Here is a 16,709-nt window from a genome sequence, read left to right on the forward strand (position 1 = left end):
ACTCCCCCGGGGGTGGATCGGGCGTTCAGAGATTCAGCGGAGTGCGTCGGCCAGCTCGCCCCACAGGTGGGCGGCGGTCTCCACGCCTTTGAGGAGGAGATCGAGTTCGACCTTCTCGTCGGGACCGTGCCAGCCGTCGGAGGGTACGGAGATGCCCAGGAACAGGACCGGCGCGCCGAGCACGTCCTGCAGGTCCGCGGCGGGGCCCGAGCCTCCCTCGCGGGTGAAGAGGATCTTCGTCCCGAAGGCCCGCCCCATGGCGCGGGCCACCGCCTGGAGGGCGGGGTGGTCCAGGGGCGTCAGACAGGGGCGGGTGGCGGGCGCGAAGGTGATCCTGTGCCGGACCCCGGCGGGGACGCGAGCCTCGGCCCAGGTGCGGACCGCTTCCTGGATCCGCTCCGGGTCCTGACCCGCGACCAGCCGGAAGCTCAGCTTCGCCAGGGCGGACGAGGGGACGACGGTCTTGCTGCCCGCCCCCTGGTAACCGCCGCCGATGCCGTTGACCTCGGCGGTGGGGCGGGCCCAGACGCGCTCGAGGGTGGAGTAGCCGGCCTCGCCCGCGGCGGCGTGGGAGGCGGCCGTGCGCAGCCACACGTCCTCGTCGAAGGGCAGCTCGGCGAAGAGGTCACGCTCGGTCTCGGTGAGCTCGGCGACGCCGTCGTAGAAGCCGGGCACCGCGACCCTGCCCTCCGTGTCGTGGAGGGCGGCGACGAGGCGGGCGAGCGCGGTCGCGGGGTTGGGCACCGCGCCGCCGAAGGACCCGGAGTGGATGTCCTGGTCCGGGCCGTGCAGCTCGATCTCGCACTCCGCGAGGCCGCGCATGCCGGTGCAGACGGTGGGGGTGTTCTCGTCCCACATGCCGGTGTCGGAGACGATCACGGCGTCGGCCGCCAGGCGGGCGGACCGCTCCTCGGCCAGCGCGCGGAAGTGCGGGGAGCCCGACTCCTCCTCACCCTCGACCAGGAGCTTGAGGTGCACGGCGGGAGTCGTGCGGCCGGTCGCGGCGAGGTGGGCGCGGACACCGAGTGTGTGGAAGAACACCTGGCCCTTGTCGTCGGCGGCACCGCGTCCGTACATCCTGCCGTCGCGGATCACCGGGTCGAACGGGTCGCTGCTCCAGCCGTCCTCACGGGCGGCGGGCTGCACGTCGTGGTGGCCGTAGACGAGGACGACGGGCGCGTCCGGATCCTCCGAGGGCCACTCGGCGAAGACCGCCGGAGCGCCGGGCGTCTCCCAGATCTCGGTGACCGGGAACCCGGTCTCCGCGAGCTTGGCGGACAGCCACTCGGCGCTGCGCCGTACGTCCCCGTCGTGCTCCGGCTGGGCGGAGACGGACGGGATGCGCAGCCACTCGGCGAGATCGTCGAGGAAGGCCGCGCGGTGCTGCTCGGTGTACGTACGGACGGCGCTGTCCGGGGTGTCGCTCATGCTTATGAGCCTATCGGCCCTGGGGAGGTGGCTCGTCCAGCAGGAGCTTCTCCAGCTCCTCCCGGCCCGGCAGCCCGGTGGGCCGGGACGTCTCGCCGGTGCGCACGTACAGGAAGGTCGCCTCGACCGCTTCCAGGGGCAGCCCGTGCAGTTCGGCCCACGCCAGCCGGTAGACGGCGAGCTGGAGCGGGTCGGCCGTGCGGTGCCGGCTGGTCTTCCAGTCGACGATCTCGTACGTGTCTCCCGTGCGGTAGACCGCGTCGATCCGGCCGCGGACAACCCGGCCTCCGAGCGTGATCTGGAACGGTGTCTCGACGCGGTACGGAGTGCGCCGGGCGTACGCGGTGCGCTCGAAGGCCTCCTTGAGGTCGGCGAGGTCACGCTCGTCGGCGATCTCCGCGTCGCTTTCGTCGCCCCCGGGGAGTTCGTCCGGGCCCAGCATGGGCAGGGGCAGCTCCTCGAACCGGGACTCCACCCAGGCGTGGAAGCGGGTCCCCCGGCGGGCGGCCGGCTGAGGGGGGCGGGGCATGGGGCGGGCGAGTTCCCGCGCGAAGCCGTCGGGGTCGTCGGCGAGGTGCAGGAGCTGGGTGGCGGAGAGCGTGGCCGGTACGACGACGTCCCGCACGGCCGCGCGGGCGCGGCGCAGCTCACCGGCGAGGGCGTCGAGGTCCCGGTCCCAGGAGGCGAGGGTGCGGGACTCCTCCGGGGTGAGGGCCTCGTCCGCCGGGGCGCGGGCGGCCGGTACGTGCGGGATGGGGGCCGCGCCGTGCGGAGCCGCGCCGGCACCGTCCGGACCCGGGCCGCCGTCCGGCGGCAGGGCCCCCGCGGCGGACGCGGCGGGCTCGCCGTCCGGGAGCGGATCGTCGTAAGGGGCGTCGGTCTCGTCGTACGGCGGCTCCTCGTCGTCGAACGGGGGCTCGTCGTCGTACGGCGGCTCCTCGTCCTCGTAGGGGGGCTCGTCGTGCTGGGGCCAATCCTGTGCCTCGTACACATCCGGTACGGGCGTGGCCGCCAGGGCCTCCAGGTGTGCCAGCACCGTGTCCCGGGCGGCGCGGCGGCGGGCCATGGCGGTGCCGTCGAGCGGGAGCGGCCAGGCCTGGTCGGCGTCCGTCTCCTGGAGCGCCGGGTTCTCCTCGTCCTCACCGGGTTCGTCCGCCCAGGTCTCGATCTCGCCGTGGCCGGCCGCGCAGTGCTCGTACAGCGCGTCCAGGAACACGGACGGGCCGCGGGGCTTCTTCTGGGACGGGCCCCACCAGTGGCCGGAGCCGAGCAGCAGGCTGCGGGGGCGGGTGAAGGTGACGTAGCCGAGGCGCAGCTCCTCGGTGTGCTGGTGGCCCTTCAGCTCTTCCTTGAACGCCTTGAGGCCCTTGGCGTCGAAGGAGCCGAGGGCGGGCAGCGTGGCCGCGTCTCCGCGCAGAGCGTGCGGGAGGACGTGGGACTGCGAGGTCCAGGCGTCCCGGGACCGTGTGCTGGGGAACTGCCCGCCGACGAGGCCGGGGACGGCGACGACGTCCCATTCCAGTCCCTTGGACTTGTGGGCGGTGAGGACCTTCACGGTGTTCTCGCCGCCGGGCAGGGCGTTGTCCAGGCCCTTCTCGTACTGCGCGGCGGTCCGCAGGAAGCCGAGGAAGGCGAGCAGGGTCGCGTCCCCGTCCACCGCGGCGAAGCCCGCCGCGACGTCCAGGAAGTTGGCGAGGGTCTCACGACGGCGTGCGGCCAGGGCGTGCGGCGACGCGGAGAGCTCCACCTCGAGGCCGGTGGTCGCGAGGACGCGGTGCAGTACGTCCATGAGGGGGTCGGCCAGCGAGCGGCGGAGGTCGCGGAGCTCGGCGGCGAGACGGGCGAAGCGGACGCGCGCCTCGGCCGAGAAGGGCAGCTGGTCGTCCTCGGACCCGCCGGACTCCAGGAAGGTGTCGAGGGCGTCGGCGAGCGAGATCACCTCGGCGGGGTCGATGCCCTCGACGGCCTCGGCCAGGCGCCGGTCCGGGTCTGCGTCGTCGCCGGCGGTGGAGCGGTGGACGAGGAGGCGGGCGCGGCGCCCCAGGAGGGCGAGGTCCCGGGGTCCGATGCGCCAGCGCGGCCCGGTGAGCAGCCGGACGAGGGAGGCGTTGGCCCCGGGGTCCTGGAGGACCTCGCAGACGGCGACGAGGTCCGCGACCTCGGGGAGGTGCAGCAGCCCGGACAGGCCGACGACCTCCACCGGGATGTCCCGGGCGACCAGGGCGGCCTGGATGCGGGGGAAGTCTCCGGCGGTCCGGCACAGGACGGCGATCTCCCCGGGCGCCGTCCCCGTCCGCACGAGATGGGCGAGCGCGTCGCCGAGCCAGTCGATCTCCTCGGCGTGGGTGCGCAGGAGGGCGCACCGGACCATGCCGTCCCTCTCCGCTCCAGGTGCGGGCCGCAGCGCCTCGACGCCCTCGTGCATGGCGCGCAGGGGTTCGGCGAGGCCGTTGGCGAGATGGAGGAGGCGGCCGCCGCTGCGGCGGTTCTCGCTGAGGGAGTAGCGGCTGGCCGGGGTGCCGTCGGCGTGCGGGAAGTGGTGCGGGAAGTCGTCGAGGTTGGCCACGGAGGCGCCGCGCCAGCCGTAGATCGCCTGGCAGGGGTCACCGACGGCGGTGACGGCGTGGCCCGCCGTGCCGCTCCCGCCGCCCCCGCCGAACAGCGCGGCCAGGAGCAGTCGCTGCGCCACGGAGGTGTCCTGGTATTCGTCGAGCAGGACCACCCGGAACTCGTCGCGGAGGATGGCGCCGACCTCGGGCCGGGTGAGCGCCAGCTCGGCGGAGAGGGCGATCTGGTCGCCGAAGTCGAGGAGGTCCCGGCTGCGCTTGGCCTCCCGGTAGCGCCGGGTCAGCTGGAGGAGTTCGCGGCGGGCCTCCGCGGTCTCGGGAAGCTTGCGCAGCTCGGCGTTGGTGAGCCTGGCCGTCTCCAGGGTGTGGAGCAGCTCAGTGTCGTACTCGGCGAGCTGCTCGGGCCGTACGAGGTGTTCGGCGAGCTCGGCGTCCAGGGCCAGCAGGTCGCTGACGAGGGTCGGGAAGGACCGGGTGAGAGCCGGGTACGGGCCGGGGGCCTCGCGCAGCACCCGGGCGGCGAGCTGGTAGCGGGTGGCGTCGGCGAGGAGCCGGGTGGTGGGTTCGAGCCCTATCCGCAGGCCGTGGTCGGTGAGGAGCCGTCCGGCGAACGCGTGGTAGGTGGAGATGCTGGGTTCGCCCGGGGGGTTGTCCGGGTCGATGACGTCCGGGTCGGTGACCCCGGCGGCGACGAGGGCCCGGCGGACCCGCTCGGCGAGCTCACCGGCGGCCTTGTTCGTGAAGGTCAGGCCGAGGACCTGCTCCGGGGCCACCTGCCCGGTCCCGACCAGCCAGACGACCCGGGCGGCCATCACGGTGGTCTTCCCCGAGCCGGCTCCGGCCACGATCACCTGCGGGGCGGGCGGCGCGGTGATGCAGGCCGTCTGCTCCGGGGTGAAGGGAATCCCCAGGAGCTCCTTGAGCTGCTCGGGATCGGTGATACGGGAGGACACTCCAGAGAGGCTAACCGGCCCCGCCGACAACGCGGCCCCGCCCGGATTCCACCGGGAAGATCATTCGATGATCTGCCGGCCCTCGGGCTGTGCGCTGCACGACGCCTTGAAGGCGCAGTGGGTGCAGTGCTGACCGGTCGTGGGGGTGAACCGTTCGTCCAGGACCCGCCCGGCCGCCGTGGCCAGCAGGCCGGAGACCCATTCCCCGGAGAGGGGTTCCTGCGCCTGCACCTTGGGAAGGGCGTCGCCGCCCTCCTTCTTGGGGGCGGGCTGGCGCAGCTGGACGAGCTCGGCGCCGCCGGCGTCGGGACGGCGGCCGTCGAAGACCTCGTCGACGGCACCTTCCCTGACCGCCAGCTGGTACACGGCGAGCTGGGGGTGGGACGCCACCTCTTCCTTGGTCGGCGCCCCCTTGCCGGTCTTGAAGTCGACGACGTACGCCCTGCCCTCGGCGTCCTGTTCGACCCGGTCCATGGAGCCCCGGATGCGTACGGCGTACTCGCCGGCTTCCAGGGTGACGTCGAAGTCGTGTTCGCTCGCCGTGGGGGTGCGGCCCCCGCGGTCCATGACGTGCCAGCGCAGGAACCGTTCCAGTGCGTCGCGTGCCTGGTCCTTCTCCTGCTGCGACTTCCAGGGCGCGTCGAAGACCAGGCCGTCCCACACGGAGTCCAGGCGCTCCATCAGGACGTCCAGATCGGCGCCCGTCCGCCCGGAGGCCACCTCGTCCGCGAGGACGTGGACCACGTTGCCGAAGCCCTGGGCCGCCGTCGCCGGGGCGTCGGCCTTGACCTCCCGGCCCAGGAACCACTGGAGGGCACAGGTGTTGGCCAGCTGGTCGAGGGCGCTCCCGGAGAGCGGGACGGGGTGGTCCCGGTCGCGCAGCGGGACCTCGGAGCGGGTCGGCTCGTCCAGCCCCCACCAGCGGTACGGGTGGGCAGCGGGCACGAGCGGCCGGCCCTCGTCGTCGCTGAGGGCCGCGAGCCGGGCCAGCCGTTGCGCGGCGGCGTCGCGCAGGACTTCCGAGGCGGCGGGGTCGACGGTCGTCGCCCGGAGTTCGGCGACGAGCGAGGCGACCGCGAGCGGGCGGCGGGGGCGCCCGGTGACGTCCCGGGGTTCGACTCCGAGCTCGGTGAGGAAACGGGACGGCTGGTCGCCGTCGTCGGCGGGCGCCTTGACGGCGGTGACGATCAGGCGCTCCCGGGCCCGGGTCGCGGCCACGTAGAACAGGCGGCGCTCCTCGGCCAGGAGCGCCCCCGGGGTGAGCGGCTCGGCCAGACCGTCGCGCCCGATGCGGTCCGCCTCCAGGAGCGACCCCCGGCGGCGCAGGTCGGGCCAGAGCCCCTCCTGGACACCGGCGACGACCACCAGGCGCCACTCCAGGCCCTTGGAGCGGTGCGCGGTCATCAGGCGTACGGCGTCGGGCCGCACGGATCGCCGGGACAGGGTGTCGGCGGCGATGTCCTGGGCGTCGACCTCCTCCAGGAAGTTGAGCGCGCCGCGTCCGCCGGTGCGCTCCTCGGCGCGTGCCGCGGTGTCGAAGAGGGCGCACACGGCGTCGAGGTCCCGGTCGGCGTTCCGGCCGCCCGCACCGCCGCGCAGGGCCGCCCGCTCGAGCCGGCCGGGCCAGGGCGTGCCGTTCCACAGGGTCCACAGGGCCTCCTCCGCGGTGCCGCCGCTCTCCAGGAGTTCACGGGCCCTCCGCAGGAGCGCGCCGAGCCGCTGCGCTCCGCGGGCGTACGCCGGATCGTGTGTGGCCAGGCGCTCGGGCTCGGTGAGCGCCCGGGCCAGCAGCTCCCCGGACGGCGGCGGTACGCGGTTCCCGGCGGCCCGCTCCTCGTCGCGCAGGGCCCGGCCGAGACGGCGCAGGTCGGCGGCGTCCATGGAGCCGAGGGGCGAGGTGAGGAGGGCGAGGGCGGTCTCGGTGTCGAGCGTGCCGCGCGCCTCCCCGGTGGCCCCGTCGTCCGGGTGCGTGCCGCCCGCCTCCCCGCCGGCCCCGGCCCCGTCGTTTGGGTCCTCGGGCGCCGCGGGGTGCATGGCCGCCGTGGCGACGGTGCGCAGGGCGGTCAGGAGCGGGGCGACCGCCGGCTCGTGGCGGAGCGGGAGATCGTCGCCGTCCACCTCGAGAGGGACTCCCGCTGAGCTGAGCGCCCGGCGCACGGCCGGGATCGAACGTCCGCCGGCGCGTACGAGGACCGCCATGTCCCTCCAGGGCACGCCCTCTTCCAGGTGCGCGCGCCGGAGCAGGTCGGCGATGTTCTCCAGCTCGGTGGAGGGCGTCGGATAGGTGTACGTCTCGACGCGGCCGCCTCCGCGCACGGCGGACAGCTCGCGGTGGGCGCGGACCTTGGCCGAGGGCAGACGGGTGAGCGGCATCCGGCGGGTGAGCAGCCGGGTGGCCTGGAGCAGCTTCGCGCCGGAGCGGCGGGAGGTGGTGAGCACCCCGACGGGTGCGGGCGCCCCGTCGGCACGGCGGAAGGTGTCCGGGAAGTCGAGGATGCCGTTCACATCGGCGCCACGGAAGGCGTAGATCGACTGGTCGGGGTCGCCGAAGGCGATCAGCGTCCGGCCGCCGCCGGTGCCCGGCGCGGCGCCGCCCTGGTTCCCGGCCAGCGCGTGCAGCAGCCGCACCTGGGCGGGGTCCGTGTCCTGGTACTCGTCGACGAGGACCACGTCGTAGCTCCGGGCCAGCTCTGCCGCCACCTCGGGCCGTTCGGCGAGCAGGACCGCCCGGTGGACCAGTTCCGCGTAGTCGAGGACACCCTGGGCGTCCAGGACGTCCAGGTACTCGGCGAGGAACTGGGCGGCGGCGCTCCAGTCGGGACGGCCCGTGCGGCGGGCGAAGGCGGCCAGCGCGTCCGGTCCCAGGCCCAGCTCGCGGCTGCGGGCCAGCACTGCGCGCACCTCGTCGGCGAAGCCCCGGGTGGTCAGGCACGCGCGCAGCTCGTCCGGCCAGCGCACATGGGCGAGACCCGCCTGCTCCAGGCCGAGCTGTCCGGCCAGGAGTTCACGGACGGTGACGTCCTGCTCGGGCCCGGAGAGCAGGCGCAGCGGATCGGCGAACAGGTCGGCGTCCTGGTGGGCGCGGACGAGGGCGTAGCAGTACGAGTGGAAGGTGGTGGCCTGCGGACCCCGGGTGCCGCCGAGGCGGGCGGCCATCCGGTCGCGGAGTTCGACCGCCGCCTTGCGGCTGAAGGTGAGGACGAGGATGCGCGCGGGGTCGGTCCCGCGGGCCACCCGCCGGGCCACCGTCTCGACCAGCGTCGTGGTCTTGCCCGTGCCGGGTCCGGCGAGGACCAGCAGCGGGCCGTCCCGGTGGTCAACCACGGCCCGCTGCGGTGCGTCCAGGAGAGGGGGGTCCACGGATCCCGGCGGCGTGCGCACGAGCCGGTACGCGCCCGGGGCCCGCCGCCGTGCCTGACGGTGCGGGCTGTTCCGGGTGGTGGAGGAGGAGCTCACGTGGTTCGCCGGTCCTGGTGGGTGTACGGGGTCTGCGCGGTGGCCGGCCCATGGGGTGCGGCCCGGGTGTGACGGCTGCTGGTGTCCTACGGGTCCCGGGTGAGGGGCGGCCGGGACGGGAACGGACGGACGGATGAGGGAGCGGAGCGTGCCGCGTGTGGACGACGCTACGCCAGCGGCGAGGCGGACAGCGGGTGGTGCGGCGCGTCGCCCGTCACACGCGGGACCGTCGACGCGCCCCGCTCACCGGCCGGCCGCCTGTCCCGGCGGGGCACGAGGGCGGAAGCTGTCAGATGTGAACTTCGTCGCCCGGGCCACCGGTCACGCCGTCCCATCTGGCGCGCTTCATGTCGAGGCGCGGGACATGCCCTTCCGCGGCGCGCGGGGCCACTCTCAGTGGAGTGCCCTCCTCGCGGTAGTGGCCGAGCGCGCGCAGTTCATGGCCCGGCAGCAGCAGCCCGTCGGCGCGCACGACACGCCACCAGGGCGCCGCGGAGCCGTACAGGGCCATCACCCGGCCGACCTGCCTCGGCCCGCCGTCACCGAGCCACTCCGCGACATCGCCGTACGTCATGACCCGGCCGGGCGGGATCAGGTCCGCCACGTCCAGGACCCGCTCGGCGTAGACGGGCAGCTCGGCGGTCACGGGGCGGGGCGGCACGTCCCCGGTCCGGCCGCTGCCTCTCGTCCGGTCTTCGCTCATCCGCCCCATCCTGCCGTACGCCACCGACAGCCGGGGCCCTGCGGCGTGGTTCCGCTCACACACCGCGCGCGCGGCGGCGGGGCCGCGTATGTTGCGCATCGCGCCCGCGCAATGCACCCTGATGCCCCCCTCTGTCTGCAGGCCGTGCCACCATCATGCGGGCGGTGACCGGTGATACGAGAACACGAAGATTCGTCAGAGGCTAAGGAGCAGGGCGTGCAGCCACCGAAGGCGGCGGGCGCCTCTGACGCCGAGCCGCGCCCGGACGCGCCCGGCGCCCCCGGCACACCAGGTGCGGGGAAGACCCCCGCGTCGTCCGAAGCGACTCCGAAGACGCCGCAAGAGGCCCCCGGGGAGCACCTGGCGGGCTCGACACTCGCGTCGGCCGGCACGGACCTGACGGACCGCGTGTCCGGCGACGAACCCCTGCTGCCCGCCCGGGTCCACCGCCCCTCCGATCTGCTGAGGCTCCTCGTCGGGGTCCTCGCGATCGCTCTGCTGTTCTCCATCGCCGCGTTCGCCCAGGGGACCACCACCGGCCTCGAGGACGACATCTCCAAGGGCACCGACCAGGCCCCCGATCTGCTGATCAAGCTCGCGGGCCTGGTGTCCAGCATCGCCGTGCTCCTCGTGCCGGTCGCCTTCGCGATCGAGCGTCTGGTGAAACGCGACGGGCTGCGGATCGCGGACGGGGTGCTCGCCGCCGTACTGGCGCACGGGGTGACCCTGGCCACCGACCTGTGGGTCGCCAGGTCGGCGTCCGGGACGATCCGGGACGCGCTGACCCAGCCCCAGCCCGGCGACGCGCTCACCGACCCCGTGCACGGTTATCTCGCTCCCGTCATCGCCTACATGACGGCGGTGGGGATGGCCCGCAGACCGCGCTGGCGGGTCGTCCTGTGGGTGGTGCTCCTCCTGGACGCCTTCGCGATGCTGGTCGGCGGTTACACCACCCCGTTCTCGATCGTCCTGACCGTGCTGATCGGCTGGACCGTGGCGTACGGCACCCTGTACGCGGTCGGCTCGCCGAACGTCCGTCCGACCGGCCAGCACCTGATGGCCGGTCTGCGCCACGTCGGTTTCCGCCCGGTCGCCGCGATGCGCACGGAGGACGTTCCCGACAACGTCGACCAGAGCGACCGGGGCCGCCGCTATCTGGTGACCCTGGAGGACGGACCACCGCTGGACGTCACGGTCGTCGACCGTGAACAGCAGGCCCAGGGGTTCTTCTACCGGGTGTGGCGCAGGCTGACCCTGCGCAGCATCACCCAGCGCCGCTCCATCCTGTCCCTGCGCCAGGCCCTGGAGCAGGAGGCGCTCCTCGCGTACGCGGCGATCGCCGCGGGGGCCAACGCGCCCAAGCTGATCGCCACGTCCGAGCTCGGCCCCGACGCCGTGATGCTCGTGTACGAGCACATCGGCGGGCGCTCGCTGGACGCGATGGAGGACGAGGAGATCACCGACGACCTGGTGCGGGGTGCCTGGCGGCAGGTGAAGGCGCTCCAGTCGCGCCGGATCGCGCACCGCAGGCTGACCGGGGACGCCATTCTGGTGGACGGGTCAGGCACGGTGTTCGTCACCGACCTGCGGGGCGGCGAGATCGCCGCCGGTGACCTGGTCCTGCGGATGGACGTCGCCCAGCTCCTCACCACGACCGGGCTGCGCGTGGGCGCCGAACGGGCCGTCGAGGGCGCGCTCGCCGTGCTCGGGCCCGACGCCGTCGCGGACTGCCTGCCGCTGCTCCAGCCGATCGCCCTGAGCCGCTCCACCCGGGCGACGCTGCGCAGAATCGCCCGGGAGCGTTCGCAGCGCGAGCGTGAGGCGGTGCTGGAGGCCTCGCAGGCGGCGAAACAGGGGAAGGCACGGGAACACGGCTCGGAGACCAGCGACCGCAAGGCCGTCCGCAAGTCGCTGCGCACGGAGAAGCAGGCCGAGAAGCGGGCGATGGACGATGCCCTGGAAGAGGCCCGCGAGGAGGACATGCTGGCCCAGATCCGCCGCCAGGTGCTGCTGATCAGGCCGCAGGCACCGGTCGAGCCGGTCCGGCTGGAGCGCATCAAACCGCGCACCCTCTTCAGCTTCATCGCGGGCTCCATCGCCGCGTACTTCCTGATCTCCCAGGTCACCGAGGCCGACTTCGGCACGGTCGTGGAGCAGGCGGAGTGGGGCTGGGTGGCGGCGGCGCTGGGCTTCTCCGCCCTGAGCTATGTCGCCGCCGCCATGAGCCTGCTGGGCTTCGTTCCCGAGCGGGTCTCCTTCGGGAAGACCGTGCTGGCCCAGGTGGCCGGGTCGTTCGTGAAGATCGTGGCGCCGGCGGCGGTCGGCGGCGTGGCGCTGAACACGCGCTTCCTGCAACGCGCCGGGGTGCGCCCGGGGCTCGCCGTCGCGAGTGTGGGCGCCTCCCAGCTGTTCGGTCTCGGCTGCCACATCCTGCTGCTCGCCCTGTTCGGCTATCTGACCGGCACGGAGAAGACGCCGGACTCGCTCACCCCGTCCAGGACGGTCATCGCGGGTCTGCTCACGGTCGCCGTGCTCGTGCTGGTGGTCACCGCGATCCCGTTCCTGCGGAAGTTCGTCGTCACCCGGGTGCGGTCGCTGTTCGCCGGCGTCGTACCCCGCATGCTCGACGTGGTGCAGCGGCCGCAGAAGCTGATCACCGGCATCGGCGGCATGCTGCTGCTGACCGGGCTGTTCGTGCTGTGCCTCGACGCGTCGATCCGCGCGTTCAGCGGTCCCGACGTCCCCCAGCTCAGTTACGCCAGCATCGCCGTGGTCTTCCTCGCGGGCAACGCCATCGGCTCCGCGGCGCCGACCCCGGGCGGTATGGGGGCGGTCGAGGGCGCGCTGACCCTGGGTCTGATCGCGGTGGGCCTGCCGAAGGAGGTCGCGGCGCCGGCTGTGCTGCTGTACCGCGTGATGACCTTGTGGCTGCCCGTCCTTCCCGGCTGGATCTGCTTCAACCAGCTGACCCGCAAGGAAGAGCTTTAGAACGCACGCGCGAGGGCGCGCCACTCGCATGGACGACGCCCCGCGCGGTCCACGGCGCGCCGCCGCACGATGGGGTCATGAGGACCTCCCCCGCTCTGCGTGCCGCCGCCCTCGCCGCCACCGCCACCGTGCTGCTGCCCCTGGCGGCGTGCTCGGACGACGGGGACGACGGAGGTACGGGGAGCGGGAGGCCGACGGCCGCGTCGACGGCCTCCCCCACGGCGACGGCGGAGGAGCTGTCCTCCCAGAAACTCGACTGGAAGCCGTGCACGGCCCCCAACCAGGCCCAGGGCAGCGGCCCGTCCCCCTCGCCGCTGCCGGGCGGGACGTCGTGGGAGTGCTCCTTCATCGACGTACCCCTCGACTACGCGGACCCGGGGGGCCGGACCGTCGAACTGGCGCTGATCCGTGCCGCCGCCCGGAACAAGGACCGGCGGATCGGTTCGCTGATCTTCAACTTCGGCGGCCCCGGGGGCTCCGGTGTCGCCACGCTGCCGTCGTTCGGGACCGCCTACGACGCGCTCCGTACCCGCTACGACCTGGTGAGCTTCGACCCGCGCGGGGTCGGCCGCAGCGAGGGCGTCGAGTGCTCGGACGACAGCACACTGGACAAGCGGTACGAGCAGGACGGGACGCCGGACGACGCCGAGGAGGAGAAGGCGTTCGCCGAGGACCAGAAGTCCTACATCGCGGACTGCGAGGAGAACTCCGGGGACGAGCTGCCCTACGTCGGCACGACGAACGCGGCCCGGGACATGGATCTGCTGCGCCAGGTGCTCGGTGACGACAAGTTGTACTACTTCGGGATCTCGTACGGAACCGAACTGGGCGGCGTCTACGCCCATCTCTACCCCGAGCGGGTCGGCCGGGCCGTCCTGGACGCGGTGGTCGACCCTACGGAGGACTCCCTCAAGTCCTCGCTCGGCCAGGCGGAGGGTTTCCAGCTCGCCCTGGACAACTTCACCGCCGACTGCGCCGAGCGCGACGACTGCAGGCTCCCGGGTGCCACCTCCAAGGAGGTCCAGGACTGGATCGCCGCTCTCCTGGCCAAGCTGGAGAAGAAGCCCGTCCCAGGGCTCGGCGACCGGAAGCTGACCGAGACCCAGGCCACCACCGGCATCGCGTCCGCCCTCTACTCCAAGGAGACCTGGCCGTTGCTCGAACAGGGCCTCGACGAGGCGGACGGCGGGAACGGCGGACTGCTGCTCGCGCTCGCCGACTCGCTGAACGGCCGCTCCGAGGACGGGCACTACGACAACTCGAACGCCGCCAACACCGCGATCAACTGCGCGGACTCGAAGCAGCGGTTCACCCTGGAGCAGACCAGGAAGGCGCTCCCCGCGTTCCGCGAGGCCTCCCCCGTGTTCGGCGACTACCTCGGCTGGGGGCTGATGTCCTGTACCGGCTGGCCCGTCACGGGCGCCTGGGACACCCCGGACGTCAGCGCGCCCGGCTCGGCCCCGATCCTGGTCATCGGCAACACCGGGGACCCCGCGACGCCGTACGCCGGCGCGAAGGCGATGGCCGCCGAGCTCGGCAAGGGGGTCGGGGTGGAGCTGACGTACAAGGGCGAGGGCCACGGGGCGTACAACGGCGGCAGCACCTGCGTGCAGCGGGCCGTGGACGCCTATCTGCTCGAAGGTGAGGTCCCGAAGTCGGGAACGGTCTGCGAGTGACCGCTCGTTGAACGGCCGGACATCGGTGACAGCCCGGCCACCGCCCAGGCGGGTCCGGGCACGGGGCCTTCGGGCACAGGGCCTTCGGGCACAGGGCCTTCGGGCACGGGGAGGGAGCACACATGCGCGTGCGTGGACGGGCGCGTGGAGGCGCGGCGCTCGCCGGGGCGGCCCTGCTGCTGACGACGGCGGTCCTCACGGGGTGCGACGACGGTCCGGCACCACCGCGGTCGTCCAAGGGCTCGTCGCCGGAGGCCCCAGGGCCCTCGTCCCGGGGGTCCGGCCCGTCCCGGCCCCTGGACTGGAAGCGCTGCGACGCCCCAGGGGGCGGCACCGCGCCGGGCCCCGCCTGGCGGTGCGCCACCCTCGACGTTCCCCTGGACCACGCCGAGCCGGACGGGGAGACGATCGGCATCGCGCTGATCCGCAAGGCGGCCACGGACAGGAGCGAGCGGCTCGGATCACTGCTCTTCAACTTCGGCGGCCCCGGCGGCTCCGGAGTCGGCATCCTGCCGCGCGCCGCCGCTTCGTACGGGGAGCTGAACACCCGCTACGACCTGGTGGGCTTCGACCCGCGCGGGGTCGCGGCCAGCGCGGGGGTCCGCTGCCGCGGCGACGAGGAGCAGGAGACGGCCTCCCGGGAGATCGACATGACCCCGGACACCCCGGCGGAGGAGGCCGCGTTCATCGAGGACGGCAGGGACTTCGGCGCCGGCTGCGAGCGTCTCTCCGCCGAGGTGCTCCCCCACGTCGGCACGGTGAACGCCGCCCGGGACATGGACGCGATCCGCCGGGCACTCGGCGACGAGAAGCTCTCGTACTTCGGCGTCTCGTACGGCACGGAGCTCGGCGGGACCTACGCGCACCTCTTCCCGGAGTCCGTGGGAAGGGTCGTGCTGGACGCCGTCGTCGACCCGACGGCCGACTCGGTGGGCCACGCCCGCAATCAGGCGACGGGATTCCAGCGGGCCCTGGAGAACTATCTGAAGGACCGCGGCCAGGACCCGGCGGCCGGCACCCGGCGGACAGCGCGGCTGCTGGAGCGGATCGACAAGGACCCGCTGCCGACCTCGTCCGGGCGCGAGCTCAACGCATCGCTCGCCGTCCTCGGCATCGTGGCCCCCCTCTACTCCAAGAGCGGCTGGCCCACCCTGACGGCCGCACTCGACGAGGCGGAGAACAGAGGCACGGGCGACGGACTCCTCCGGCTGGCCGACTCGTACAACGGCCGCGACGCACAGGGGCACTACGACACCCAGAGCCACTCCCAGCGGGCGATCTCCTGCGCCGACGCCAGGGCGAGGCCCACGGCTGCCGAGGCCCGGGGGCTGCTCCCCGAATTCCGTGAGCTGTCACCGGTCTTCGGCCCGTTCCTGGCCTGGGACACGGCCGGCTGGTGCGCGGGGTGGCCGGTCGAGGGGGAGCACGACACCCCGGAGGTGAGCGCCCCGGGCGCCGCCCCGATCCTGGTCATCGGCACGACCGGCGACCCGGCGACTCCGTACGAGGGCGCGCGGCGGATGGCGGACGAACTGGGCGAGGGGGTCGGCGTCTTGCTGACCAACAAGGGCGAGGGGCACGGCTCCTACGGCGAGAGCGCGTGCGTGACCTCCCTCGTCGACGCCTACCTCCTCGAAGGAAAGGTCCCGGCGGACGGACGTACCTGCTCCTGACGTCCGGACGCGCGAAGGGGCCGGCTCCTGCGGGAGCCGGCCCCTTCGTACGTCACGTCGCAGGTCTAGTAGACCGGCTTCTCGGGCTCGATCTGGTTGACCCAGCCGATGACCCCGCCGCCGACGTGCACCGCGTCGGCGAAGCCCGCCGACTTGAGGACCGCGAGGACCTCGGCGCTGCGGACGCCGGTCTTGCAGTTCAGGACGATGCGCCTGTCCTGCGGGAGGTCCTGGAGGGCGGTGCCCATCAGGAACTCGTTCTTCGGGACCAGCCGGGAGCCCGGGATCGAGACGATCTCGTACTCGTTCGGCTCGCGGACGTCGATGATCTCGATCTTCTCGTCGCCGTCGATCCACTCCTTGAGCTGCTTGGGAGTGATCGTGGAACCGGCCGCCGCCTCCTGGGCCTCCTCGGACACGACGCCGCAGAAGGCCTCGTAGTCGATGAGCTCGGTGACGGTGGGGTTCTCGCCGCAGACCGCGCAGTCGGGGTCCTTGCGGACCTTGACCTGGCGGTACTGCATCTCCAGCGCGTCGTAGATCATCAGACGGCCGACCAGCGGGTCACCGATGCCGGCGAGCAGCTTGATGGCCTCGTTGACCTGGATGGAGCCGATGGACGCGCAGAGCACACCCAGGACACCGCCCTCGGCGCAGGAGGGAACCATGCCGGGGGGCGGCGGCTCCGGGTAGAGGCAGCGGTAGCAGGGCCCGTGCTCGGACCAGAAGACGGACGCCTGGCCGTCGAAGCGGTAGATCGAGCCCCAGACGTACGGCTTGTTCAGCAGGACCGCGGCGTCGTTGACGAGATAGCGGGTGGCGAAGTTGTCCGTGCCGTCCACGATCAGGTCGTACTGGGCGAAGATGTCCATCACGTTCTCGGCTTCGAGCCGCTCCTCGTGAAGGACCACGTTCACCAGGGGGTTGATCCCCTGCACGGTCTCCTTGGCCGACTGGGCCTTGGACTTGCCGATGTCGGCCTGGCTGTGGATGACCTGACGCTGCAGGTTCGACTCGTCGACCTCGTCGAACTCGACGATGCCGAGCGTTCCGACACCGGCCGCGGCCATGTACATCAGAGCGGGCGAGCCGAGACCGCCGGCGCCGACGCAGAGCACCTTCGCGTTCTTCAGCCGCTTCTGTCCGTCCATCCCGACATCCGGGATGATCAGGTGGCGGGAGTACCTGCGGACCTCATCGACGGTGAGCTCAGCAGCTGGCTCGACCAGGGGTGGCAGCGACACAGGAACCTCAACAATGCAGGT

The 16,709-nt window shown here is 73.2% G+C and carries 7 protein-coding genes and 1 pseudogene; 3 read left to right on the forward strand and 5 right to left on the reverse strand.

Annotation, left to right across the window (positions count from 1 at the left end; translation table 11 throughout):
- Positions 1-33: 33 nt before the first annotated feature.
- From ACZ32T_RS19780 to ACZ32T_RS19795, 4 genes are all read right to left on the reverse strand, one after another.
- Positions 34-1,428, reverse strand: coding sequence for a dipeptidase (locus tag ACZ32T_RS19780; RefSeq protein WP_467272455.1), 1,395 nt, complete (start codon positions 1,426-1,428; stop codon positions 34-36).
- A gap of 10 nt (positions 1,429-1,438) precedes the next feature.
- The gene (locus ACZ32T_RS19785) at positions 1,439-4,948 is read right to left on the reverse strand and encodes a UvrD-helicase domain-containing protein (protein WP_467367993.1); all 3,510 of its coding nucleotides are present in this window, start codon (positions 4,946-4,948) and stop codon (positions 1,439-1,441) included.
- 60 nt (positions 4,949-5,008) lie between these two features.
- On the reverse strand, positions 5,009-8,404 hold the full coding sequence (locus tag ACZ32T_RS19790; protein WP_467367995.1) for an ATP-dependent helicase: 3,396 nt from the start codon (positions 8,402-8,404) through the stop codon (positions 5,009-5,011).
- A 289-nt stretch (positions 8,405-8,693) separates the two neighbouring features.
- Positions 8,694-9,107, reverse strand: coding sequence for an MGMT family protein (locus ACZ32T_RS19795; RefSeq protein WP_467272461.1), 414 nt, complete (start codon positions 9,105-9,107; stop codon positions 8,694-8,696).
- A gap of 216 nt (positions 9,108-9,323) precedes the next feature.
- Between ACZ32T_RS19795 and ACZ32T_RS19800 the strand changes: the two genes are divergently transcribed.
- The 3 genes and pseudogenes from ACZ32T_RS19800 to ACZ32T_RS19810 all read left to right on the forward strand — a co-directional run bounded on the left by ACZ32T_RS19800 (position 9,324) and on the right by ACZ32T_RS19810 (position 15,444).
- Positions 9,324-12,095 carry a lysylphosphatidylglycerol synthase transmembrane domain-containing protein gene (locus tag ACZ32T_RS19800; RefSeq protein WP_467367998.1) on the forward strand — a complete coding sequence of 924 codons (2,772 nt, stop codon included), beginning with the start codon at positions 9,324-9,326 and terminating at the stop codon, positions 12,093-12,095.
- 77 nt (positions 12,096-12,172) lie between these two features.
- Positions 12,173-13,771: pseudogene (locus ACZ32T_RS19805) on the forward strand (alpha/beta hydrolase); the annotation flags it as partial.
- A 122-nt stretch (positions 13,772-13,893) separates the two neighbouring features.
- Entirely contained in the window at positions 13,894-15,444 is a 1,551-nt protein-coding gene (locus ACZ32T_RS19810) for an alpha/beta hydrolase (RefSeq protein ID WP_467368000.1), read from the forward strand.
- A gap of 65 nt (positions 15,445-15,509) precedes the next feature.
- On the opposite strand, the gene moeZ is transcribed toward ACZ32T_RS19810, so the two are convergent.
- Positions 15,510-16,688, reverse strand: coding sequence for an adenylyltransferase/sulfurtransferase MoeZ (gene moeZ, locus ACZ32T_RS19815; protein ID WP_467272467.1), 1,179 nt, complete (start codon positions 16,686-16,688; stop codon positions 15,510-15,512).
- Positions 16,689-16,709 lie beyond the last annotated feature (21 nt).

It is taken from the genome of Streptomyces sp. NPDC023573, assembly GCF_055559735.1.

Excerpts from the sequence above, each read along its gene's own strand:
- ACZ32T_RS19810 (WP_467368000.1), top strand. The coding sequence starts at position 13,894 with ATGCGCGTGCGTGGACGGGCGCGTGGAGGCGCGGCGCTCGCCGGGGCG.
- ACZ32T_RS19795 (WP_467272461.1), bottom strand. The coding sequence starts at position 9,107 with ATGAGCGAAGACCGGACGAGAGGCAGCGGCCGGACCGGGGACGTGCCG.
- ACZ32T_RS19780 (WP_467272455.1), bottom strand. The coding sequence starts at position 1,428 with ATGAGCGACACCCCGGACAGCGCCGTCCGTACGTACACCGAGCAGCAC.